The organism is Kribbella sp. CCNWLW201, assembly GCF_037203805.1.
GTDB lineage: Bacteria > Actinomycetota > Actinomycetes > Propionibacteriales > Kribbellaceae > Kribbella.
In genome coordinates this window covers 231,007-252,563 of the sequence record NZ_JBBCBQ010000011.1, presented here as the reverse complement: position 1 = coordinate 252,563, position 21,557 = coordinate 231,007, and the positions used below count along the sequence as shown (strand labels likewise).

Genomic DNA, 21,557 nt, shown 5'->3' with positions numbered 1-21,557 from the left:
CAACCGCTGAGCTCCCGGCAGGTGGGGGGCGGGTGGAACCTCGGCCCACCGTGGAGGGGTCGCTCGGTGGGCCGAGGATCAGGGGGTGGTGAGGAAGGTGTCGGTGAGGCGTTCGACTGGGCTGAACTCGACGTCCAGTCCGAAGCATGACGGGCCGAAGACCGCCAGTGCTTCGGGTGTCCGCATCAGGTCAGGGGTGGAGATGCCGACGACGGTGACCCGTTGGCCGTAGCGCAGGCCCTCGGTGGTGATCGGCTCCGCGGTGTCCGCCTCCAGCACACAAATGAGGTCAGGCACGGTGCAGACAATCTGATTGTCGACCTCCGCCACCAGGTTCTCGTTCTGGAAGCGGAGCTCCAGCGTGGAAGTGCCGTCGTACGACGTGAACCGGGCCCGGCCGCGAGCGAAGCCTTCGACGGTACGGCGCTCGACGTCGACCACCTTGCCGCGGAACAACACGCGCAAGTGGTTGTACAGCGTCGGAGCGAGCGCCGTACGCACAGCCTCGACCGGATCACTGTGCGACTCGCGCGCCTCACGGACCGCCCTGCCGAGGGACAGGCCGAGGGACAGCGTCCGCGGTACGGCGGTGCGCTTCACGTCGGCGCCCGTCATCGAGTACTCGGCGATGTGCGCGACCCCGCCGAGCCGGATGGTGATGCCGCGGGCCAGCCACTCCATCTGTCGATTGTCGACACCTGTATCGATGACAATCGTCTCGTCGTGCTCACCCGCGATCGCCATCGGCGACCCTGGTACGCCGTACACCGAGAACGTCTCCATCTGGAGCTCCGGGAACGCGCGGCCCATGCCGTCGGCGTCGACCACCGGGAGGCCGGTCCGGGCGGCGACCAGCAGCGGGATCATCGAGTTGATGCCGCCGCACTCGATCGGCATGGTCGCGTCGGCGGTGCGGCCGAGGTGGCGTTCGAGGGCCCGCAGCGCGCCGACGGGTTCGCTGCCGCGCGGGATCTTCTCCACGATCACGGTCGGCGCACCCATCTGCGCGGTCGGGATGACGAAGGCGTCGTCGTCGAGTTCGTCCGGGTCGAGCACGGTCACCGGCCCGTGCTCCCGGATCGCCTGCTCGACCAGCAACCGCCCGATCAGCGGATCCCCGCCGCCCCCGGTCCCGAGAATCGCCGCCCCGCGCGCGAGATCCCGCAGATGCTCGATCCCCAACTCCCAACTCATGCCCGTCCTCGCTTCGCTCCGGGCGGGCATGAGGCACGAATCGCGCTGTGTTGAATGGTTCGCTCGCTTCGCTCGCTCATACGGTCTCCAGGGCGCGGATCGGGTCGAGGTCGTAGCCGAAGTAGCGGGGGCCGACCAGTTCGATGCCGGCCGGGGAATGCCAGCGTTCGTCGGAGGGTGCGGCCAGTACGCTCACCCGTTGTCCGTAGCGCAGGGCTTCGGTGGTGATCGGCTCGCCGGACTCGGTGTCGAGCACGATGATCAGGTCCGGCGTGGTCGCGACCGCGGCGCCGTCGATCTCCGCGACCAGGTGCTCGTTCTGGAATCGCAGTACCACCAGGCGTCCGAGCGATGCGTCGAGCCCGTCGATGGTCGCGTCACCACGCGCGAAGCCGGTCGTCGTACGACGCTGAACGTCGACAACCTTCCCGACATGCAGCAACCGCCCGCCCAGCCGATCCACCACCGCGGCCACCGGATCACTGTGATCGCGCCTGGCGACATCGATGGCCCGCCCGATCGCGAGGCACTGTGACAGCGTCCCGGGCACGAACGACGCGCGCACCTCGGCACCCGTCATCGCATACAAAGAGACGATCGCCGAACACCCCATGTCCACGGTCGCGGACCGGGCCAACCGCTCCGCCCACGTGTTGGAGATCGTGTCGAAAACACCGCGGTTTCCTTTTTCGTCGACAATCGACATCGGCGTCGCCTCGATGCCGGCCAGGGTCGGCAGCACCATCTGCAGCTCGGGGAACGCGCGGCCCATCCCGTCGCCGTCGACCAGCGGCAGGCCGAGTTGAGCCGCCGCGATCACCGGGACCGTGGAGTTGACCCCGCCGGCCTCGATACAGGCGATGTGGGTCGGCGTCTTGCCGACGTACTTGGCCAGTGTCTGCACGGCGATCGCGATCTGGTCCGCGGACGGCAGCTTCTCCACCATCACGGTCGGCGCGCCCATCATTGCCACCGGCAACACACATGCATCGTCCGGCAAATCCTCCACCGAAACGATCTCGACCGGGCCATGCGACCGCAGCACCTGCTCGGCCAGCAGCCGGCCGATGTGCGGATCCCCGCCACCACCAGTCCCCAGTACGGCGGCCCCACGCGCCAGCGGACCGAGATCAGCAGCTGTCAGCACACTCATGACTGCCCCAACCGCAGGTCGCCGACTGCCTTGCAGCGGATCCGGGTGGCGTTGCCGGGCAGGTAAGGAATCGGCACCTCGTCGAAGTCGACAATCCGCACCTGGGCCGGATCCGCACCGGCCGCGACCGCCCGGTCGACTGCCTCCTGACGAGCCTCGTCGACCACCGCGTCGCGCCGGCCGGGATCGATCGCGTACACCCGGTCCACCTCGCCACCCACCTGCGCGATGGCCGCGCCGATCGCGTTCGCGACCGCGAAGTGATCTGGCCGATGCACCGCCAGACTCCCCGGCAGATCGTCCGGCAACAGGATCGACCCACCACCGACAGCCACGACGGGCAGCGGATCGGGCGAGGTCCGCATCCGCTCCACCGCGTCCGCGATATCCGCCGCGACCCGGGCGAGCGCCGCCTTGACCAGCGTCGGATCGAGATCGGCGACCGCGGCAGCCGAACCGATTTCGGCCCGCCCGGCCGCGACCGCGATATCGGTGGCGGTCAACGTCGTACCGCCGAAGACCAGCGCCTCCTCGGTCAACCGGTAGCCGACGGAGCGGGGACCAACCGTCACCAGGTCGTTGTCCCCGGCCACCAAACTGCCGCCGCCGATGCCGATGCTGAGCACATCCGGCATCCGGAAGTTGGTGCGTATGCCGGCCACGTCCACCTCGGTGGTCGCCTCCCGCGGGAAGCCGTGCGTGAGTACGCCGACGTCACTCGTCGTACCGCCGACATCGACGACCGCGCAGGTGTCCAGGCCGGACAGCAGGGCCGCGCCGCGCATCGAGTTCGTCGGGCCGGACGCGAAGGTGGCGACCGGGTAGCGACGGGCGAAGTCGACGTCCATCAGGGTGCCGTCGTTCTGGCTCAGGTACAGCGGTGCGGCGATGCCGTGCCCGGCGACGGCGCCGGCCAGACCGTCCACAATGCTCGCGGCAAGCTCCCGGAGCGCAGCGTTGATGATGGTCGCGTTCTCCCGCTCCAGCAGGCCGATCCGGCCGATCTCGTGCGACAGCGAGATCGCCACGTCGTCGCCGAGCTCGGAACGCAGGATCTCCGCGGCACGCACCTCGAACTCGTTGCTGACCGGCGAGAACACCGACGAGATCGCCACCGACCGGACACCGTGCTCGACCATGTCCGCGGCGTGCCGGCGCAGCTCGTCCTCGTCCAGCTCGGCGATGTGCCGCCCGTCGAACTCGTGCCCGCCGTGCGCCAGATAACTGCGACCGCTGACCGCATCGACCAGCCGCTGCGGCCAGTCGACCAGCGGCGGCAGCGAGGCGGTCGCGGGCAGGCCGAGCCGGAGCGCCGCGGTCGGGGCGAGCCGGCGTGCCTCGACCAATGCGTTGATGAAGTGCGTGGTGCCGATCATCACTGCCTGCACCTGGGCCGGGTCGAACGACCGCTCGGCCTGCAACCGATCGAGGGTGTCGATGATGCCGGCCGTCACGTCCTCGCTCGTCGCCGACTTGTTGGCTGCCAGGACTGTGTTGCCCTCGAGCAGCACGGCGTCGGTGTTGGTGCCACCGACATCGATGCCGATACGCATGCGGATCCTCCTGGATTTCAGGTACGGCGGCCACGCGGCCGCCGTACCGCGAAGTGGCTAGCTGGTGGCCGGGACGGCGGTGACTTCGGTCTCCTCACTGTCCATCGTGCGACTCGTGCCGACACCGCGGATCAGGCCGACCTTGCCGGCCACGACGTACGCGACGAAGCCGACGACGAGCGAGTTGATACTGGGCAGGCCCCACTCGACGTACTTGCCGATCAGGGCGGCGCCGATCCAGATCACGATGGTGGCCGGCACCCAGGTCGGCGCGGTCGCCGGCAGCGTGCCGTGTTCACGGGTCTGATCCAGCTCGGGGCGCCAGCGCTTCACCACGAAGTACTCCGCGACCATGATCCCGGCGATCGGCGGGAACGCGACGCCGAGCACGATCAGGAACTCGGTGAACTTGTCCAGGATGCCGGCGGCCGCGAGCACGCTGCCGAGGACACCGACCACCAGGGTGACCGCGGCCCGGTTGACGTGCCGGCCGAAGACCGTGCCGATGAAGTTCACCACGCCGAGGCCGGAGCTGTAGAGGTTCCAGTCGTTGATCTTGATCGTGCCGAGGATGATCACCAGCGTGCCGACCCAGCCGACCGACGAGGTGACGATGGTGATCACGTTCGCCGAGCCGACGGCGTGCGCGAGCAGGACACCAGACAGGCCGATCACGTATTCGCCGAGCGTGATGCCGAGGACGGTCTGCTTCACCACGTCGCCGACAGTCCGGTTGTACCGGGTCATGTCCGGGGTGATGACCGCGCCGACGATGAATCCGCCGGCGACGAGCGTCGTACCCTCGAGCAGGCTCAACTGAGGACCCGGCGGCGCCGAACTGGCCAGTGCGCCGAGGCTGTGGTCGGACAGTTCGCTGATGATCGACCAGCCGACCAGGATCAGGAAGGCCGGCACGGTCACGTACGCGACCCAGGCCATCGAGTGGAAGCCGCGCAGTACGACGAGCGTCACGGCCAGACCGAATGCCAGTGACCAGCCCCAAGTGGGGAGTACGCCGATCAACTGGCTCAGACCGGCCGCGGACACGGCGGACTGGATGCCGAACCAGCCGATCAGGCTGATCCCGATCGCCAGCCCGATCAGCGACGAGCCGGCCTGGCCGAACCCGGTCCAGCGCGCGATCACCGAGGTCTGCAATCCTTCCTTGGCGCCGATGACGCCGATCAGGATCGCGACCAGTTCGAGGATCACCGCGCCGAGCGTGAGCGCCCAGAACGCGGTCCAGAAACTCATCCCGAACCCGAGCGTGGCGCCGAGCAGGAACTGGCTGAGTGCGGAGATCTGCCCGAACCGCTGTGTCGCGACAGACCACCAGGAATAACGGGCACTCGCCCGGACACGGGCGAGCGCATAGTCGTCGGTACCGACCTGTGGAGCGGCCATGGGGAACCTCCAGGACTGGGGATTCCATCGAACGTACGGCGGCGAGCGGGCCGGCTCACCGTCCATTGTGCACACCCGCCGCCCACTCGCTGTGCACCCAGCCCAGCTCGCTACTCTTGTCACGATGACCAGCCGACCCCCTCGTCGCGGAGCGCTACTGCTTCGCCTCCTTGGTGTGCTCGGAGTAGTCGCCGGCGTCTTCGCGATGCACGGCCTGACCGCCCATCACGATGCGGCGATGGCGACACCTACCCACGCTGGCATGCAGCACAGCGTCGTACCCGAGGCGATGGATCACGGGCATCAGGTGGCGTTGCCGATCGCTCTTGTCGACGCATTCGACCGGGTGGTGATCGCACCTGCGGGAGAGCAGCACGGGATGGCCGAGGCGTGCATGGCCGTGCTGACCGGGCTCCTGCTGTTGCTGGCGTTGGTGCTCGCGTTGCGGAACCTCCTGGCGTGGCGGCCCGTGTTACTGGTCGCACCGGCCGAGCGGGTGGTGTTGAGCGAGCGCTCGCCACCCTGGCTGACTCCATCGCTGTCGAAGTTGTGCGTACTGCGGACCTAGGCCGACCCGCGCCTTCCGCCGTACCCATTTGTCGACTTCGAAGGATTGTGATGAAGCACGTCTACCGTACGACCGCATTGCTTGCCGCCACGCTGGCGTTGGCCGGCTGTGGCTCCGACTCCGACTCCGGCTCCATGCCCGGGATGAACCACAGCAGCTCGAGTACGCCGGCCGCCACGCCGACGGCTGCTGGGTTCAACGACGCGGATGTCAGTTTCGCGACGCAGATGATCCCGCATCACCAGCAGGCCGTGCAGATGGCGAGCATGGCCGGCTACCAGGCGACCACGCCTGAGGTGAAGCAGCTCGCCACCGCGATCAAGGCCGCGCAGGACCCGGAGATCAAGCTGATGTCCGGCTGGCTGACCAGCTGGGGCAAGCCGGTCCCCACGCCGAGCCATGGCGGCCACGGCGGAAGCGAGGAAATGCCCGGGATGATGACCGAGGAGGAGATGTCCGACCTCGGCAAACAGAAGGGCAGCATGTTCGACCGGATGTGGATCCAGATGATGATCAAGCATCATCAGGGCGCGGTCACCATGGCCAAGACCGAGCAGGCCGACGGCCAGGACGCCGCGTCGATCGCCCTGGCCAAGAAGATCCAAGCCGCCCAAACCGCCGAGATCGCCACCATGCAAAGGCTCCTCGGCCGGCTGCCGGTCGGCTAAGGACCGTCGGACAGGAGGTAGGCGGCCTCAGCGGCACCTGGCACGCCTGCGAGGTTGTCGCTCACCCAACTACCTCCTGTCCTTCGGCACCCTTCATGCGGACAGGTGGTCGGGTGAGAGGTTGAGGCGGCGGAGGAGCTGGGCGTTGAGGGCTACGACGATGGTGGAGACGGACATCAGGATCGCGCCGACGGCTGGGGAGACGAGGACGCCGGCGAAGGCCAGGACACCCGCGGCCAGGGGGACGGTGATGACGTTGTAGCCGGTGGCCCAGACCAGGTTCTGCCACATCTTGCGGTAGCTGGCCTTGGAGAGTTCGATCACCGACAACACCGCCCGCGGGTCGTCGGCGGCCAGGACCACACCGGCCGACTCGATCGCGACGTCTGTACCGGCGCCGATCGCGATGCCAACCTCGGAGCGGGCCAGGGCCGGTGCGTCGTTCACACCGTCGCCGACCATCGCGACCTTGAGCCCACGGGCCTGGAGTTCCGCCACCTTGGCGTCCTTGTCCTGCGGGAGGACCTCGGCGAACACCTCGTCAATGCCGAGTTCCTTCGCCACCGCTTCGGCCACCTGATGCGCGTCGCCGGTGATCATCGCGACCTTCACGCCGCGCCGGTGCAACGCCTCCACAGCCTGCTTCGACTCCTCCCGTACCTCGTCCTCCAACGCGACAGCCCCGAGCACCTGCCCGTCCCGTACGACGTGCAGAACTGCAGCTCCACGTTCCTTCCACGCGGCGACATCCGCGGCCAGCTCGTCGGGTTCCGGTACGCCGTACTGCCGCAGCAAAGCCGGTCCGCCGACGGAAACCTCGGCCCCATCGACCACAGCTTGAACCCCACGCCCAGTGAGGGACCGGAACTCCGAGGCCACCAACCGACCATTGCCGCCGACGCCGACCCGGGCTCGTTCCTCGTGGGCCCGGACGATCGCCTTCGCCAGCGGGTGTTCGCTGTCCGCCTCGACCGCGGCCGCCAGTTCCAGCAACTCCTCCTCCGTCACCGCACCGACACCCGCGACCCCGGTGACGACCGGCTGGCCCTTGGTCAGCGTGCCGGTCTTGTCGAACAGGACGACGTCGATGGTTCGCATCCGCTCCAGCGCCAGCCGGTTCTTCACCAGTACGCCGGCCTTCGCGGCCCGCTCGGTGGAGATCGCGATCACCAACGGAATGGCCAGCCCGAGGGCGTGCGGGCAGGCGATCACCAGCACGGTCACAGTCCGCGTCACGGCCTCGTCGACCTCGCCCAGCAAGGTCCACACCAGGAACGTGATCACACCCGCGACCGACGCGAAGTAGAACAGGAAGGCGGCGGCCCGATCCGCCAGGGCTTGCGCCCGGGACGACGATGCCTGCGCTTCCGCGACCAGTCGCTGGATCCCGGCCAGGGCGGTGTTCTCCCCGACCGCCGTGATCTCGACCCGCAGAGCGTTGTCGGTGGCAACGGTTCCGGCGACGACCGGGTCACCGACGGCCCGCGCGACCGGCCGGGACTCACCGGTGATCATCGACTCGTCGACCTCGGCCTGACCCTCGACCACCTTGCCGTCGGCGGGTACGCGACCACCCGACCGGACCAGTACGACGTCGCCCTCGCGCAACTCGGCCAGCGACACCTCGACCACGCCGTCGTCAGTCACCTTCTCGGCCGAGTCGGGCAACAGTGCGGCCAACGCATCCAATGCACCCGATGCGGCACCGAGGGCACGCATCTCCAGCCAGTGCCCGAGCAGCATGATCACGATCAGCAGCGCGAGCTCCCACCAGAAGTCCAGGTCGAACCCGCCGAGCTCGAGCGTGGTCACCCAGGACGCGACGAACGCGACCGTGATCGCCATCGAGATCAGCAGCATCATCCCGGGCCGCCGGGACTTCAGTTCGCCCCATCCACCGGTCAGGAACGGCTGGCCGCCGTACACGAAGATCACCGTGCCGAGGACCGGGGCGATCAGGTTCGAGCCGGGGAACTCGGGCGGCATGTAGCCGAGCAGGTCCGCGAACATCTCGCTGAAGAACACCACCGGCACCGCCAGCCCCAGGCTGATCCAGAACCGGTCCTTGAACTGCGCCGCATGATCCCCGTGCCCACCGTGATTCCCATGGTCACCGTGCTCACCGTGACCACCGTGCTCACCGTGACCACCGTGCTCACCGTGACCACCGTGCGCGTCGTGCCCAGTGTGCTGGGCGTGACCGTCGTGCTCGTGCTCATCCATACGAGGGACCATACCCCCTAGGGGTATCAGACTCAACCCCCGCACAAAGAAATGCCCCCGCCACCCGAGGGGGTGACGGGGCACGCGTACGCCGTACCTACAAAGGCTCGAGGTCGGTCAGCGTCTCCGGCGTCAGCTCGAGCCACCGGGTGATGCCGATGTCGCGAAGGAACGGGACGTCGTGGCTCGCGATCAGCAACGCGCCCTGGTACGACGAGAGCGCGTCCTTCAACTGCGCGACGCTGGCCAGATCCAGGTTGTTCGTCGGCTCGTCCAGCATCAGCAACTGCGGTGGCGGCTCGGCCAGCAGCAGTGCCGCCAGTGTCGCCCGGAACCGCTCGCCACCGGACAACGTGCTGACCAGCTGATCAGCCGACCGCCCACGAAACAGGAACCGGGCCAACCGCGACCTGCGCTCCTGGTTCTCCGTGCTCGGGGCGAGCAACGCGAGGTTGTCGACAATCGACAGGTCGTCCCGCAGCAGGTCCAGCCGCTGCGGCAGGTAGCGGAACGGGACCACGGGCAACTCGTCACCGACGATCGACTGCAGCAGCGTCGTCTTGCCGGCACCATTCGGCCCGGTGAGTGCGATCCGCTCCGGCCCGCGGATCTCCAGATCCACCTGTGCACCGGTCCGCAAGATGTGATCCTCGAGCCGCAGCACGATCCGGCCGGCCGGTACGGCGGTCTTCGGCAGGTCGACGCGGATCGTGTCGTCGTCGTGCACCAGCGCCTCCGCGTCGGCCAGTGCCTCCTGCGCCGACTCGAGCCGCTCGCTCTGCATACCGAGGTGCTTCCCGGCCGACACCTGCGCGGACCGTTTCAGCCCGCCCGCGATGATCTTCGGGATCCCGCCCTGCTCGAACGCCCGCTGACCCCGCGCCCGGCGCTGGTCCATCTTCATCCGCGCGTCGATCAGGTCGCGCTTCTGCTTGCGTACGTCCGCCTCCGCGGCCCGCATCATCCGCTCGGCCGCCTCCTGCTCAACGGCGACTGCTTCCTCGTACGCCGTCAGGTTGCCGCCATACCAGGTGATGTCGCCCTTGCGCAGATCGCCGATCTGGTCGACCCGGTCCAGCAACTCCCGGTCGTGGCTGACGATCAGCAACGCACCGCGGAACTGGTCGACGGCGTCGTACAGTTGCCGCCGCGCCCGCAGGTCGAGGTTGTTGGTGGGCTCGTCGAGCAGCAGTACGTCGGGACGCCGGAGCAACTCGGCGGCCAGGCCGAGCAGGATCGTCTCGCCGCCGGACAGTTCGCCGACGCTGCGATCCAGCCCGATCGCGCCGAGGCCGAGTTTGCCGAGCAGTGCCTCGGCGCGTTCGTCCACGTCCCACTCGTCGCCGACGACCGCGAAGTTCTCCTCCGAGGCGTCACCGGACTCGATCGCGGTGATGGCGCGGCGGATGGCGTCGATGCCGAGCGCCTGGTCGACGCGCAGCGTGGTGTCGAGGGTCAGGTCCTGCGGCAGGTACCCGAGCTCACCGCTGACGCGGATCGCTCCGCGCTGCGGTGTCAGCCGGCCGGCGATCAGCCTGAGCAGCGTCGACTTGCCGGCCCCGTTGCGGCCGACGAGCCCGGACCGCACCGGTCCGGCGACGAAACTGAGCCCGTCGAACAGCACGTCGCCGTCGGGCCAGGCGAAGAAGAGGTCCGTAGCGGACAGGGAATGACTCATGTGCGTGTACTCCAGAAAGAGGTCTCGGACGAGACCGCACACCTCGACGGGTGGCGATCACCGGCTGGAAGAAAGACCTCGGAGTTACAACGCAGACCCCTGACGTCGGGAATGGGACGCCGCCAATCGTAGAGGGCAGCCCCCAGCCCCTTCAACCACTATTCGTGACGCTTGCGCCAGGCAACGATCACCAGGTCGACCAGGGCGATGACCGCCAGCACGACACAGGCGATCACCCACCCGGTGGGCACGTCGTAGGCGGCGAACAGGATCGCGGCCGTCACCCACAACGCCACACCGAAGCACGACAGCACCAATCGCAGCGTCAGCGCGCTGCGCGGTGGCGGCGGCTCGCCGTACATGACCTCACGGTGCCTTGCGGAGCCAAGTCTCGACGCCGGCGATGTGGGCGGTCATCCAGGCGCGGGCCGCCTCGGCGTCGCCGATCTCGATCGCGTCCAGGATCGCGGCATGCTCGGACAGCGTCCGCTCGACCGCGCCGGCCTGGGTGACGCCGCGCCAGATCCGGGCCCGCTGAGTCGCACCGGAGATGCCGTCCAGCAGCGAGCAGACGACCTGGTTCCCGGTCGCTTCGGCGATCGCGCGATGGAACCTCAGGTCGTTGGCGACCAGCTCCTCGACCGGGGCGTCCGGCGTCAGGTCGCTGCACAGCAGCCGCAACTCCGTCACCTGTTCCTTGGTGATCCGTACGGCGGCCAGCGCGGCCACGCCCGGCTCGAGCAGGCGCCGTACCTCGAAGAACTGCAGCACCGAGTCGTCGCGATGCAGGTCGACCATGAAGTTCAGCGCGTCGAGCAGATGCGCCGAGTCCAGGCTGGTCACGTACGTGCCGTCACCGTGCCGGACGTCGAGCACGTTGACCAGCGTCAGCGCCTTGACCGCCTCCCGCAGCGAGTTCCGCGACAGGCCGAGCCGCGCCGCGAGATCCGCCTCCTTCGGCAGTCGATCCCCAGGCCCCAGTTCCCCCGAGGTGATCATCCCCTTGATCTTGACGATCGCCTCATCCGTCAACGCCATCTAGTCAGTATGCCGCCGTACGATCCTCAGATGACTACTCCGGGCTACTCGGGCAAGCCGCTCGCCGCCAAGCTGGGGATCAAGCCGGAGCACGTGGTGCTGGTCGACAACGCTCCGGACGGGTTCGCGATCGAGGGTCTGCCGGCCGGTACGACGATCGTGCGGCGAGCCGGGCGTACGTCGTACGAGGTGGTGCTGGCGTTCTGCCCGGACCGGGCCCGGCTGGCGAAGCGCCTGCCTCAGCTGCTCGCCAAGACGACGACCGGCGGGATGATCTGGATCGCGTGGCCGAAGCGATCGTCCGGCGTACCGACCGACCTGGACGAGAACGGGATCCGCGAGCTCGCCCTGCCGCTGGGCGTCGTCGACGTGAAGGTGTGCGCGGTCGATGCGACCTGGTCGGGCCTCAAGCTGGTCCGGCGGCTGTCGAACCGATGAGCCCAGTGACAGGTAACTGGACTGATCCAGAGCGTGAGCTTCACCACATTTCTGCGCAGTCCTGATCACCACCGACGGCGAGCGGTCAGTTGCATACAGTGGCCAGTCAGGCTCAAACGCTCCACTGAGAGTCACCGTGGGAAGGGCCGGAAACCCACCTCTGCAAGGCGTCCCGCACTTCATCGGGCCTTCCGTCAAGTCGCTCTCACCCGGGCCGGTGACGAGAGAGCTGAAACACCTGCCTGCACAGTGTTTCAGGCCTCGAACGATCAAGCCGCCAGGGCCTGACCACCCGACGCACTGGTCCGGTGGTCCCGGGCTGTGGAAGTGGTCCGCGTGCTATTAGCCTTGCCCCCATAACATCAGCATTAATCACCGCGGTACCGGATCGATCGGAAGAGGCGAACTGCCAAGTGGCCACCGAGCCATCAGACACGAATCCACTAGCAGCCTTCGGTGCGAACGAATGGCTGGTCGACGAGCTGTACGAGAAGTACCTGCAGGACCCGAAATCGGTGGATCCGGAGTGGCTCGCCGTCTTTCAGAGTGACAGCTTCAAGAACTACTCCCCAGGTGACGCGAAGCCGGTGAAGACCGCCCCGGCCGACGCTCCCCGACCCGATGCCGTGTCGGAGAACAAGACTCCCGAGGCGCCGAGCCGCGGCACAGCTGCGTCCGCGCCCGCCTCGAGCCAGCCCGCAGCGGCGGCCGCCGCCGCTGCACCTCCAGCCGCCGCTCCGGTCGCGGCCGCCGCAACCCCACCGGCCGCTGCGCAGGCCGCCGTACCGCAGAACCAGCCCGCAGCGAAAGCAGCGCCTGCCGCAAGCAGCGCAGCCCCGACCGGAGGCACGGTGAACCAGCCGCCCAGCGCCCAGCCCAAGCCCGCTCCCGAGACCAGCACGGACACGGAGCGGAAGATCCTGCGCGGCGCGCCCGCGCGGACGGCGCAGAACATGGAGACCAGCCTCACTGTTCCCACCGCGACCAGCGTCCGGCAGGTCCCGGTCAAGCTGCTGATCGACAACCGCATCGTCATCAACAACCACCTCAAGCGCGCCCGCGGCGGCAAGATCTCCTTCACCCACCTGATCGGCTGGGCGCTGGTGAAGGCGCTGAAGACGCTGCCGGAGATGAACGCGTCGTACGACGAGACCGAGGGCAAGCCGACCCTGGTCCAGCCGGCCCACATCAACCTGGGCCTGGCCATCGACATGCAGAAGCCGGACGGCACCCGGCAGCTGCTGGTGCCGTCGATCAAGGCGGCCGAGACGATGACGTTCGCCGAGTTCTGGATGGCGTACGAGGACATCGTCCGGCGGGCCCGGGACAACAAGCTGGCGCTGCCCGACTTCCAGGGCACCACGATCAGCCTGACCAACCCCGGCACCATCGGCACCCAGCACTCGGTGCCGCGGCTGATGACCGGGCAGGGCTGCATCGTCGGCGTCGGCGCGATGGAGTACCCGCCGGAGTACCAGGGCGCGGCCGACGAGACGATGGCCAAGCTCGCGGTCAGCAAGGTGATGACGCTGACCTCGACGTACGACCACCGGATCATCCAGGGCGCCCAGTCGGGTGAGTTCCTGCGCCGGCTGCACCAGCTGCTGCTCGGCCAGGAGGGCTTCTACGACGAGATCTTCCAGTCGCTGCGGATCCCGTACGAGCCGATCCGCTGGGCCGCCGACCTCCCGCACAGCCACGAGGAGGACATCAGCAAGCAGGCCCGGATCCTGGAGCTGATCCACGCCTACCGGGTGCGCGGTCACATCATGGCCGACACCGACCCGCTGGAGTACAAGCAGCGCAGTCACCCGGACCTGGACGTGGCCACCCACGGCCTGACCCTGTGGGACCTGGACCGCGAGTTCGCCACCGGCTCGTTCGGCGCGACCGACCGCCGGTTCATGAAGCTGCGCGAGATCCTCGGCATCCTGCGCGACTCGTACTGCCGGACCACCGGTATCGAGTACATGCACATCCAGGACCCCGAGCAGCGCAAGTGGATCCAGGAGCGGGTCGAGCGGCCGCACACCAAGCCGCCGCGCGAGGAGCAGCTGCGGATCCTGGCCAAGCTGAACGAGGCCGAGGCGTTCGAGACCTTCCTGCAGACCAAGTACGTCGGCCAGAAGCGCTTCTCGCTGGAGGGTGGCGAGACCACCATCCCGCTGCTCGACGAGCTGTGCGAGGAGGCGGCCGGGGCCGGCCTGGACGAGGTCGTCATCGGGATGGCGCACCGCGGCCGGCTGAACGTGCTGGCCAACATCGTCGGCAAGTCGTACGGCCAGATCTTCCGCGAGTTCGACGGCAACATCGACCCGCGGACCGTGCAGGGCTCCGGTGACGTCAAGTACCACCTGGGCGCCGAGGGCGAGTTCGTCTCCGAGTTCGGCGACAAGATCAAGGTCTCGGTGGCGGCGAACCCGTCCCACCTGGAGACGGTCGACCCGGTGCTCGAGGGCATCGTCCGGGCCAAGCAGGACATCCTCGACCGCGGTGCGGCGTTCCCGGTGCTGCCGGTGCTCGTCCACGGTGACGCGGCGTTCGCCGGCCAGGGCGTCGTGGCGGAGACGCTGAACCTGTCCCAGCTGCGCGGCTACCGCACCGGCGGCACGATCCACGTGATCGTCAACAACCAGGTCGGCTTCACCACCTCGCCGGCCTCGTCCCGCTCGTCGATGTACTGCACCGACGTCGCCCGGATGGTGCAGGCGCCGATCTTCCACGTGAACGGCGACGACCCCGAGGCCTGCATCCGGGTCGCGGACCTGGCCTTCGAGTACCGCCAGGCCTTCGACAAGGACGTCGTCATCGACCTGGTCTGCTACCGCCGCCGCGGTCACAACGAGGGTGACGACCCGAGCTTCACCCAGCCGCTGATGTACGACCTGATCGAGCAGAAGCGGTCCGTCCGCAAGCTCTACACCGAGGCCCTGATCGGCCGTGGCGACATCACGGTCGAAGAGGCCGAGCAGGCGATGCGGGACTTCCAGCAGCGGCTCGAGCGGGTGTTCACCGAGGTCCGCGAGGCGAAGAGCCAGCCGGACGCGCCGGCGCCGTACGTGACCGTGCCGGTCTACCCGGACAAGCCGGAGGGACCGGACGCGACCGCGACGACGCCCGAGGTGCTGAAGAAGATCGCCGACGCGTACACGACGCTGCCGGAGGGCTTCACCGCGCACCCGAAGGTGCTGCCGCAGCTGCAGCGCCGGGCCACCGCGATCACGCAGGGCCCGGTGGACTGGGCCAGCGCGGAGATCACCGCGTTCGGCTCGCTCCTGCTGGCCGGGCGTCCGGTCCGGCTGGCCGGCCAGGACAGCCGCCGGGGCACGTTCGTCCAGCGGTTCGCCGCGGTCATCGACCGGGTCAACGGCCAGGACTATGTCCCGCTGCAGAACCTGGACGCCGGGCAGGCGAACTTCCACGTCTACGACTCGCTGCTGAGCGAGTACGCCGCACTCGGCTTCGAGTACGGCTACTCGGTGGCCCGGCCGGACGCGCTGGTGCTGTGGGAGGCGCAGTTCGGCGACTTCGTCAACGGCGCCCAGTCGATCATCGACGAGTACATCTCGTCCGGTGAGGCGAAGTGGGGCCAGAAGTCCGGTGTCGTGCTGCTGCTGCCGCACGGCTACGAGGGCCAGGGCCCGGACCACTCGTCGGCCCGGATCGAGCGGTTCCTGTCGCTGTGCGCCGAGAACGCGATGACGGTGGCGCAGCCGTCGACGCCGGCGTCGTACTTCCACCTGCTCCGCCGGCACACGCTCGGCGAGGAGCACAACCCGATGATCGTCTTCACGCCGAAGCAGCTGCTCCGGCGCAAGGAGGCGGTGTCGCAGCCGGAGGAGCTGACCCACGGCACCTTCCGTCCGGTCCTCGGCGACGCCGAGGCCGAGGCGAACGCGGGTGCGGTCGAGCGGGTCATCCTGACGTCGGGCCGGATCGTGTACGACCTGCTGGCCGAGCGGAAGAAGGCGGAGCCGGAGAAGATCAGCACGGCGATCCTCCGGGTCGAGCAGCTCTACCCGCTGCCGGCCGAGGAGATCCAGGCCGAGCTGGCGAAGTACCCGAACGCGACCGAGGTCCGCTGGGTCCAGGACGAGCCGGCGAACCAGGGCCCGTGGCCGTTCATGGCGCTGAACCTGACCGAGCACCTGGGCGGCAAGCCGTTCTACCGGGTCTCCCGGCCGTCCATGTCGGCACCGTCGGTCGGCTCGCACGGCGTGCACGTCGCGGAGCAGTCGACCCTGCTCAAGCAGGCCTTCAGCTGACGTGTACTTCACCGACCGAGGGATCGAGGAACTCGAGGGCCGGCGTGGCGAGGAGGACGTCACGCTGGCCTGGGTGGCCGAGCGGCTGCGCGAGTTCGTCGACCTGAACCCCGAGTTCGAAACCCCGATCGAGCGGCTCGCCACCTGGCTGGCCCGCCTCGACGACGAGGACGACTGATCCTCCAGCTGTTCTAGCCTGGCCCAATGCCCTTCGCCGACGGACTGCCGCGGCGGAGGGCATTCGTCCGTCCAGACCTGCCTAGTCGGTGTGTGGGGGTCTGGTGCGGCGGGGCGGGTCGGGGGCGAGGGTGCCGTCGGGGGCGATGTGCTCGAAGATCTGGTCGACCAGGTTGAGCACGTGCGGGTCGTCGACGGTGTAGATGTGCCTCCGGCCCTCGCGTCGCGCGGTGATGATGCCGGCCAGCCGCAGCTTGCCCAGGTGCTGGCTGGCGGTGGCGATGCTGACTCCGACCCGGTCCGCCAGGGTGCCGACGTCGTACTCCCCCTGCGCCGCCAGTGACACCAGGTGCAACCGGACGGGGGCGGAGAGCATCGCGAAGGTGCCCGCGGCGGATTCGAGCTGCGCCTTCGTCGGTTCAGGGGATGTGGTCATCGCGCAGTCATTGTGACCGCTGGACCGGTCAGGCGGCAGTACGCCGAGCCGCGGTGACGACGGTCTCATACTTTCGCAATTGCGAAAGTGTTAAAACGATGGCAGCTTAGAGGCATGCCCCGAGCCCTTCGCCCCGTGTTTCTCTGCCTGATCGCGGCGATTCCGGCCGGTGCCCTCCGGGTGTCCGGGGTGCATCCGTCGGCACCGCTCGCGATCGTGGTCTTCGGGCTCGCCGTGGTCGCCGCGTCGTTCGTGCTCGCCTGGGCCGCCGAGGCCGCGGAGGTCGACATCTCCGGCGGGCTCGCGATCGCGCTGCTCGCGGTGATCGCCGTGCTGCCCGAGTACGCCGTCGACCTCTACTTCGCGCATACGGCCGGCAGTGATCCGGCGTACGTGCAGTACGCCGCGGCCAACATGACCGGCTCCAATCGACTGCTCCTCGGCCTCGGCTGGTCCAGCGTCGTACTGATCAGCCTGTACGTCGCCTCACGGCGCAGCGGGCGGTCGGTGAGGGCTCTGGTGCTGGACTCCGGCTACAAGCGGGAGCTGGGCTTCCTGGGGATGGCGAGCGTGATCGCGTTCGTCATCCCGGTCACCGGGCAGATCCACCTCGTGCTGGGGATCGGGCTGCTGGCGTTCTTCGGGTACTACCTGTGGCGCGCGGCCGCGTCCGGGCATGGTGACGAGCCGGACCTGATCGGGCCGGCCGCGCGGATCGGGGCGCTGCCGAAGGTGCAGCGACGGACCGCGGTCATCGCGATGTTCCTGACTGCGGCCGTAGTGATCCTGCTGTCGGCCGAGCCGTTCGCGGACTCGCTGGTCGACGGCGGTCATGCGCTGGGGATCGACCAGTTCCTGCTGGTGCAGTGGCTGGCTCCGCTCGCATCGGAGGCGCCGGAGTTCATCGTGGCGCTGCTGTTCGCCTGGCGAGGCAAGGGCGGGGCCGCGCTGGGCCTGCTGATCTCGGCGAAGGTGAACCAGTGGACTCTGCTGATCGGCAGCCTGCCGGTCGCGTACATGCTCGGTGGCGGTCCCGCTGCGCTGCAGTTGGACGGGCGTCAGATCGAGGAGTTCCTCCTCACCGCGACACAGACGCTGCTGGGTCTCGCCGTACTGCTGAGCCTTCGCTTCCCGCGCTGGGCGGCCTGGACGTTGCTGGGGTTGTTCGCGGTGCAGTTCGCCGTACCGGGTCAGACCGGGCGATACGTGCTGTGCGGGATCTACCTGGCGCTCACGGTGGTGGCGCTGGTTCGCAACCGGCAGCACATCCTGCCGACGATCACCTCTCCGTTCCGCCGGACGGAAAAGCCCGCCGACGCGGAGCGCGTCGACGAGCTTGTCGGGGTCTAGGGTGCGTCTCTCAATTCCCTGCAGTCGCGAGCAGGTGCTCGGCGGAGTGCAGCGCAAGGCGGAGGGCGAGGCTCGGAGTGGGGTTCTCCGTGCCTCGCCCTCCAACGCCGCGATGTGCCCGCCGAGTGCCGCGCAGCACGCAGGGAATTGAGAGACGCACCCTCGCCTCAGCTGGCCTGCTGCTCTTCGACGATGCTGGGGCGGCGGCGCTCCTGGGGGCCCGGGCGGCCGCGACGGCGGCCGTAGAGGAACTTCTCGCCGGCCGCGGTACCGGTGAACTTGGTCCGGCGGGCCCACTCGCGGCATTCCTCCAGCACCGGGCAGGAGGTCAGGCACACGGCCTGGGCCTTGCGCTGCTCCCACGCGCTCGCGGTCTCGTCGTACGCCGGTGCCTGGCCGACGCAGGCGGCCTTCATCATCCAGCGGTCGGCGGGGTCGGCGATCACCGTCAAGGTCGGCCTCATGGGCACTCCTGCTCGCTCGTCGATCGGGCGGATCGAACCCGCGGGTGTTTCCTGCGGTAGGACCAGACTGGTCCAGTCTGATTGCCCCGGTGCGACGCGAATGTTTCCGGCGTGAAACGGCATCCGGCACAACTGTGCCGGTGACACTAACGCCGTACCATCCGGATCTCCGGCAGGTCGAAGAACGGGTCGTTCACCTGGGTGCCGTCCTCGACGAACCCGTGCCGGCGGTAGAAGGCGCGGGCCCGATGGTTACCCTCGAACACCCACAGGCTGGCCGGCTCCTTGCCGACGGCAACCTCCAGCAGCCGCGTCCCCAGCCCGGTCCCCCACCAGGCCTTGCGCGCGTAGATCGAGAGCAGCTCCAGCGGCGTCGGCGCATCCTCGTCCCGCGACGGCCCGGGTACGGCGAAGCCGACCACCCTGTCCTGGACCGCCGGGCTCTCCACCGGGTTCAGCGCGATCCAGTGGATCCGCCCGGCGCCAATGTGGGTGGTCCACCGCTCGATCCGCCGGTCGATGTCGCTGGTCCGCTCGGCCAGCATGCCCGGCTCGACCAGACCGTCGTACGCCTCCCGCCAGCAGAGCAGATGACACCACGCCGCCGCCTCAGCATCCTCAACCGTGGCCCGGCGGATCTCAGGTCGCATTCACACAGTAAAGACGATCTTGCCGAAGACGTCGCCGTCGTTCATCTTCGCGAAGCCCTTGCGGGCGTCGGTCAGGGGGAGGACCGAGTCGATGTGCGGTGAGATGCCCGCGTTCGCCATGAACTGCACGAGTTCGGCCAACTCGGTCCGGGTGCCCATGGTCGAGCCCTGGACGCGCAACTGCAGGAAGAAGATCCGGTTCAGCTCGGCCGACTTCGGCGCCTGGCCGCTGGTCGCGCCGGAGATGACCAGGGTGCCGCCCTGCTTGAGCGACTTCAGCGAGTGCGACCAGGTCGCCTGACCGACCGTCTCCATCACCGCATCGACCCGCTCCGGCATCCGCGCCCCGGACTCGAACGCCTCGTGCGCGCCGATCTCCAGCGCCTTGGCCCGCTTCCCCTCGTCCCGGCTGGTCGCCCAGACCCGGATCCCGGCAGCCCGCGCCAGCGTGATCAACGCGGTCGCGACCCCACCACCGGCGCCCTGCACCAGCACGGTGTCGCCCGGCTTCAGACCCGACTGCGTGAACAGCATCCGGTACGCCGTCAGCCACGCGGTCGGCAGGCAGGCGGCCTGCTCGAAGCTCAACCCGGCCGGCTTCGATACGACGTTCCGCGCGGGTACGGCGACCTTCTCGGCCAACGTCCCCTGGTACCGCTCACTCAGCAGCGACCGCTTCGGGTCGAGCGTCTCGTCACCCTTCCACGCCGGGTCCGAGATCACCGCGTGGACGACGACCTCGTTGCCGTCCGGGTCGGTCCCGGCCGCGTCACAGCCGAGGATCATCGGCAGATTCTGCTCCGCCAGCCCGACGCCCTTCAGCGACCACAGGTCGTGGTGGTTGAGCGCAGTCGCCCGTACGTCGATCGTCACCCACCCTTCGGGCACCGTCGGGTCGGGGCGCTCCCCCACCTCCAGTGCGGCGATCGGGTCGTCGGCGTCGAACTTGGCGGCGTAGGCAGCAAGCATGCGTCCCACCCTAGGCCGTGGTCTACGCGGAGTCAGTTACCGATTTCACCAGTTCAGGCCCGGGCGACGCCGTCGGCCTCGGCTGCGGCGGCTACCGCAGCAGCGACTGCCGGAGCGACGCGAGCGTCGAACGGCGACGGGATGATGTAGTCCGGGCGAAGGTCGTCCTCGGCGATCAGGCCGGCCAGCGCGTCGGCAGCCGCCAGCTTCATGCCCTCGGTGATCCGGGATGCGTTCGCGTCGAAGGCACCGCGGAAGATGCCGGGGAACGCGAGCACGTTGTTGATCTGGTTCGGGAAGTCGGAGCGACCGGTCGCGACCACGGCGGCGTGCCGGTGCGCGATGTCCGGGTGCACCTCCGGGTTCGGGTTCGCCAGCGCGAAGATCATCGACCCGTCGGCCATCCGGGCGATCGCCTCCTCGGGCACCGTCCCACCGGACACCCCGAGGAACACATCCGCGCCGTCGAGCGCGTCCACCAGCCGGCCGGACAGCCCGCCGGTGTTGGTGTCCCGGGCCAGCGAAAGCTTGACCGGGTTAAGGTCGGCGCGGTCCTCGTGCAGCACACCCTTGCTGTCGACAACGGCCAGGTCGCCGACCCCTGCCTGCAAAAGGATCCGGGCACACGCGACCCCGGCCGCACCGGCTCCGGAGATCACCACCCGGATGTCCTCGATCGACTTGCCGGTGACCCGCAGCGCGTTCCGCAGCGCAGCCAGTACGACGACCGCCGTACCGTGCTGGTCGTCGTGGAACACCGGGATGTCGAGCCGCTCCTTCAGCCGCCGCTCGATCTCGAAGCACCGCGGTGCCGAGATGTCCTCGAGGTTGATCCCGCCGAAGGTCGGAGCCATCCGGACGACGGTCTCGACGAACTCGTCCACGTCGGTGCAGTCGAGCGCGATCGGCACCGAGTCGACGCCGCCGAACTCCTTGAACAGCAGGGCTTTGCCCTCCATCACCGGCAGCGACGCGGCCGGGCCGATGTCACCGAGTCCGAGTACGGCGGTCCCGTCGGTGACGACCGCGACCACGTTGGACTTCCAGGTGTAGCGCCGTACCAGGGACGGGTCCTCGGCGATCGCCGTACAGACCCGGGCGACTCCCGGGGTGTAGGCCTTGGACAGGTCGTCGGCGTCGCGGACGTGGATCGAGGACGTGACCTCGATCTTGCCGCCGCGGTGCAGCTCGAAGACGGCGTCGCCGGCGTACCGATCGGACTCGGGAACGACGGCGGAAACGGACGGATGGGGCTGGGCGACCATGGGAGACCCTTCGGTGAAACAGTGTGCAGGCGGTCGGTTACAGTGAGTGGGCGGTTCGATCAAT

19 protein-coding genes are annotated in these 21,557 nt (G+C 68.6%); 6 read left to right on the top strand and 13 right to left on the bottom strand.

The annotated features are described in order from the left end of the window. Positions 1-78: 78 nt before the first annotated feature. From V9K99_RS35575 to V9K99_RS35560, 4 genes are all read right to left on the bottom strand, one after another. On the bottom strand, positions 79-1,194 hold the full coding sequence (locus V9K99_RS35575) for a DUF917 domain-containing protein (RefSeq protein ID WP_337012001.1): 1,116 nt from the start codon (positions 1,192-1,194) through the stop codon (positions 79-81). A 76-nt stretch (positions 1,195-1,270) separates the two neighbouring features. Next, a complete protein-coding gene (locus V9K99_RS35570) occupies positions 1,271-2,347 on the bottom strand; it encodes a DUF917 domain-containing protein (RefSeq protein ID WP_337011999.1) in 1,077 nt (358 codons plus the stop codon). Then, positions 2,344-3,900 carry a hydantoinase/oxoprolinase family protein gene (locus V9K99_RS35565; RefSeq protein ID WP_337011998.1) on the bottom strand — a complete coding sequence of 519 codons (1,557 nt, stop codon included), beginning with the start codon at positions 3,898-3,900 and terminating at the stop codon, positions 2,344-2,346. Before V9K99_RS35565 ends, V9K99_RS35570 begins: the two co-directional genes overlap by 4 nt. 57 nt (positions 3,901-3,957) lie before the next feature. After that, on the bottom strand, positions 3,958-5,304 hold the full coding sequence (locus tag V9K99_RS35560; RefSeq protein WP_337011996.1) for a purine-cytosine permease family protein: 1,347 nt from the start codon (positions 5,302-5,304) through the stop codon (positions 3,958-3,960). A 124-nt stretch (positions 5,305-5,428) separates the two neighbouring features. On the opposite strand from V9K99_RS35560, the gene V9K99_RS35555 reads away from it, so the two are divergent. Together V9K99_RS35555 and V9K99_RS35550 are read left to right on the top strand one after the other, a co-directional pair. Then, entirely contained in the window at positions 5,429-5,872 is a 444-nt protein-coding gene (locus tag V9K99_RS35555) for a DUF6153 family protein (protein WP_337011995.1), read from the top strand. Between the two features lie 50 nt (positions 5,873-5,922). Next, complete coding sequence (locus V9K99_RS35550) at positions 5,923-6,540, top strand: DUF305 domain-containing protein (RefSeq protein ID WP_337011993.1); 618 nt, start codon at positions 5,923-5,925, stop codon at positions 6,538-6,540. Positions 6,541-6,633: 93 nt separating this feature from the next. On the opposite strand, the gene V9K99_RS35545 is transcribed toward V9K99_RS35550, so the two are convergent. The 4 genes from V9K99_RS35545 to V9K99_RS35530 form a co-directional block, all read right to left on the bottom strand. Next, entirely contained in the window at positions 6,634-8,763 is a 2,130-nt protein-coding gene (locus tag V9K99_RS35545) for a heavy metal translocating P-type ATPase (RefSeq protein WP_337011991.1), read from the bottom strand. 97 nt (positions 8,764-8,860) lie between these two features. Beyond that, positions 8,861-10,441 (bottom strand): ABC-F family ATP-binding cassette domain-containing protein, encoded by a 1,581-nt coding sequence (locus tag V9K99_RS35540; RefSeq protein ID WP_337011989.1) that lies wholly within the window; start codon positions 10,439-10,441, stop codon positions 8,861-8,863. Between the two features lie 158 nt (positions 10,442-10,599). Continuing rightward, entirely contained in the window at positions 10,600-10,803 is a 204-nt protein-coding gene (locus tag V9K99_RS35535) for a DUF6343 family protein (RefSeq protein ID WP_337011987.1), read from the bottom strand. Positions 10,804-10,807: 4 nt separating this feature from the next. After that, on the bottom strand, positions 10,808-11,479 hold the full coding sequence (locus V9K99_RS35530) for a FadR/GntR family transcriptional regulator (RefSeq protein WP_337011985.1): 672 nt from the start codon (positions 11,477-11,479) through the stop codon (positions 10,808-10,810). 30 nt (positions 11,480-11,509) lie between these two features. Between V9K99_RS35530 and V9K99_RS35525 the strand changes: the two genes are divergently transcribed. From V9K99_RS35525 to V9K99_RS35515, 3 genes are all read left to right on the top strand, one after another. Further along, positions 11,510-11,917 (top strand): DUF3052 domain-containing protein, encoded by a 408-nt coding sequence (locus V9K99_RS35525; RefSeq protein WP_337011983.1) that lies wholly within the window; start codon positions 11,510-11,512, stop codon positions 11,915-11,917. Positions 11,918-12,330: 413 nt separating this feature from the next. Next, on the top strand, positions 12,331-16,182 hold the full coding sequence (locus V9K99_RS35520) for a multifunctional oxoglutarate decarboxylase/oxoglutarate dehydrogenase thiamine pyrophosphate-binding subunit/dihydrolipoyllysine-residue succinyltransferase subunit (protein WP_337011981.1): 3,852 nt from the start codon (positions 12,331-12,333) through the stop codon (positions 16,180-16,182). A gap of 1 nt (position 16,183) precedes the next feature. Continuing rightward, a complete protein-coding gene (locus V9K99_RS35515; protein ID WP_337011979.1) occupies positions 16,184-16,360 on the top strand; it encodes a DUF6104 family protein in 177 nt (58 codons plus the stop codon). An 81-nt stretch (positions 16,361-16,441) separates the two neighbouring features. Here the strand turns inward: V9K99_RS35515 and V9K99_RS35510 are convergent, their stop codons facing one another. Beyond that, positions 16,442-16,795, bottom strand: a complete 354-nt coding sequence (locus V9K99_RS35510) for an ArsR/SmtB family transcription factor (RefSeq protein WP_337011977.1) — start codon at positions 16,793-16,795, stop codon at positions 16,442-16,444. 114 nt (positions 16,796-16,909) lie between these two features. Here V9K99_RS35510 and V9K99_RS35505 point away from each other — a divergent pair, with 114 nt between their 5' ends. Beyond that, complete coding sequence (locus tag V9K99_RS35505) at positions 16,910-18,145, top strand: sodium:proton exchanger (protein WP_337011975.1); 1,236 nt, start codon at positions 16,910-16,912, stop codon at positions 18,143-18,145. Positions 18,146-18,312: 167 nt separating this feature from the next. On the opposite strand, the gene V9K99_RS35500 is transcribed toward V9K99_RS35505, so the two are convergent. The 4 genes from V9K99_RS35500 to V9K99_RS35485 form a co-directional block, all read right to left on the bottom strand. After that, positions 18,313-18,609: a WhiB family transcriptional regulator gene (locus tag V9K99_RS35500; RefSeq protein WP_337011973.1), complete on the bottom strand. Its 297-nt coding sequence runs from the start codon at positions 18,607-18,609 to the stop codon at positions 18,313-18,315. A gap of 146 nt (positions 18,610-18,755) precedes the next feature. Further along, positions 18,756-19,259: a GNAT family N-acetyltransferase gene (locus V9K99_RS35495; RefSeq protein WP_337011971.1), complete on the bottom strand. Its 504-nt coding sequence runs from the start codon at positions 19,257-19,259 to the stop codon at positions 18,756-18,758. Next, positions 19,260-20,228: a zinc-binding dehydrogenase gene (locus V9K99_RS35490; RefSeq protein WP_337011969.1), complete on the bottom strand. Its 969-nt coding sequence runs from the start codon at positions 20,226-20,228 to the stop codon at positions 19,260-19,262. Positions 20,229-20,281: 53 nt separating this feature from the next. Next, complete coding sequence (locus V9K99_RS35485) at positions 20,282-21,493, bottom strand: NAD(P)-dependent malic enzyme (protein WP_337011967.1); 1,212 nt, start codon at positions 21,491-21,493, stop codon at positions 20,282-20,284. Between the last annotated feature and the right edge of the window lie 64 nt (positions 21,494-21,557).

What these genes read in the sequence shown, in the direction of transcription:
- V9K99_RS35500 (WP_337011973.1), bottom strand. Translation starts at nt 18,609, where the DNA reads ATGAGGCCGACCTTGACGGTGATCGCCGACCCCGCCGACCGCTGGATG.
- V9K99_RS35530 (WP_337011985.1), bottom strand. Translation starts at nt 11,479, where the DNA reads ATGGCGTTGACGGATGAGGCGATCGTCAAGATCAAGGGGATGATCACC.
- V9K99_RS35545 (WP_337011991.1), bottom strand. Translation starts at nt 8,763, where the DNA reads ATGGATGAGCACGAGCACGACGGTCACGCCCAGCACACTGGGCACGAC.
- V9K99_RS35560 (WP_337011996.1), bottom strand. Translation starts at nt 5,304, where the DNA reads ATGGCCGCTCCACAGGTCGGTACCGACGACTATGCGCTCGCCCGTGTC.
- V9K99_RS35540 (WP_337011989.1), bottom strand. Translation starts at nt 10,441, where the DNA reads ATGAGTCATTCCCTGTCCGCTACGGACCTCTTCTTCGCCTGGCCCGAC.
- V9K99_RS35490 (WP_337011969.1), bottom strand. Translation starts at nt 20,228, where the DNA reads ATGCTTGCTGCCTACGCCGCCAAGTTCGACGCCGACGACCCGATCGCC.
- V9K99_RS35525 (WP_337011983.1), top strand. Translation starts at nt 11,510, where the DNA reads ATGACTACTCCGGGCTACTCGGGCAAGCCGCTCGCCGCCAAGCTGGGG.
- V9K99_RS35575 (WP_337012001.1), bottom strand. Translation starts at nt 1,194, where the DNA reads ATGAGTTGGGAGTTGGGGATCGAGCATCTGCGGGATCTCGCGCGCGGG.
- V9K99_RS35570 (WP_337011999.1), bottom strand. Translation starts at nt 2,347, where the DNA reads ATGAGTGTGCTGACAGCTGCTGATCTCGGTCCGCTGGCGCGTGGGGCC.
- V9K99_RS35505 (WP_337011975.1), top strand. Translation starts at nt 16,910, where the DNA reads ATGCCCCGAGCCCTTCGCCCCGTGTTTCTCTGCCTGATCGCGGCGATT.
- V9K99_RS35485 (WP_337011967.1), bottom strand. Translation starts at nt 21,493, where the DNA reads ATGGTCGCCCAGCCCCATCCGTCCGTTTCCGCCGTCGTTCCCGAGTCC.
- V9K99_RS35565 (WP_337011998.1), bottom strand. Translation starts at nt 3,900, where the DNA reads ATGCGTATCGGCATCGATGTCGGTGGCACCAACACCGACGCCGTGCTG.
- V9K99_RS35510 (WP_337011977.1), bottom strand. Translation starts at nt 16,795, where the DNA reads ATGACCACATCCCCTGAACCGACGAAGGCGCAGCTCGAATCCGCCGCG.
- V9K99_RS35550 (WP_337011993.1), top strand. Translation starts at nt 5,923, where the DNA reads ATGAAGCACGTCTACCGTACGACCGCATTGCTTGCCGCCACGCTGGCG.
- V9K99_RS35555 (WP_337011995.1), top strand. Translation starts at nt 5,429, where the DNA reads ATGACCAGCCGACCCCCTCGTCGCGGAGCGCTACTGCTTCGCCTCCTT.
- V9K99_RS35495 (WP_337011971.1), bottom strand. Translation starts at nt 19,259, where the DNA reads ATGCGACCTGAGATCCGCCGGGCCACGGTTGAGGATGCTGAGGCGGCG.
- V9K99_RS35535 (WP_337011987.1), bottom strand. Translation starts at nt 10,803, where the DNA reads ATGTACGGCGAGCCGCCGCCACCGCGCAGCGCGCTGACGCTGCGATTG.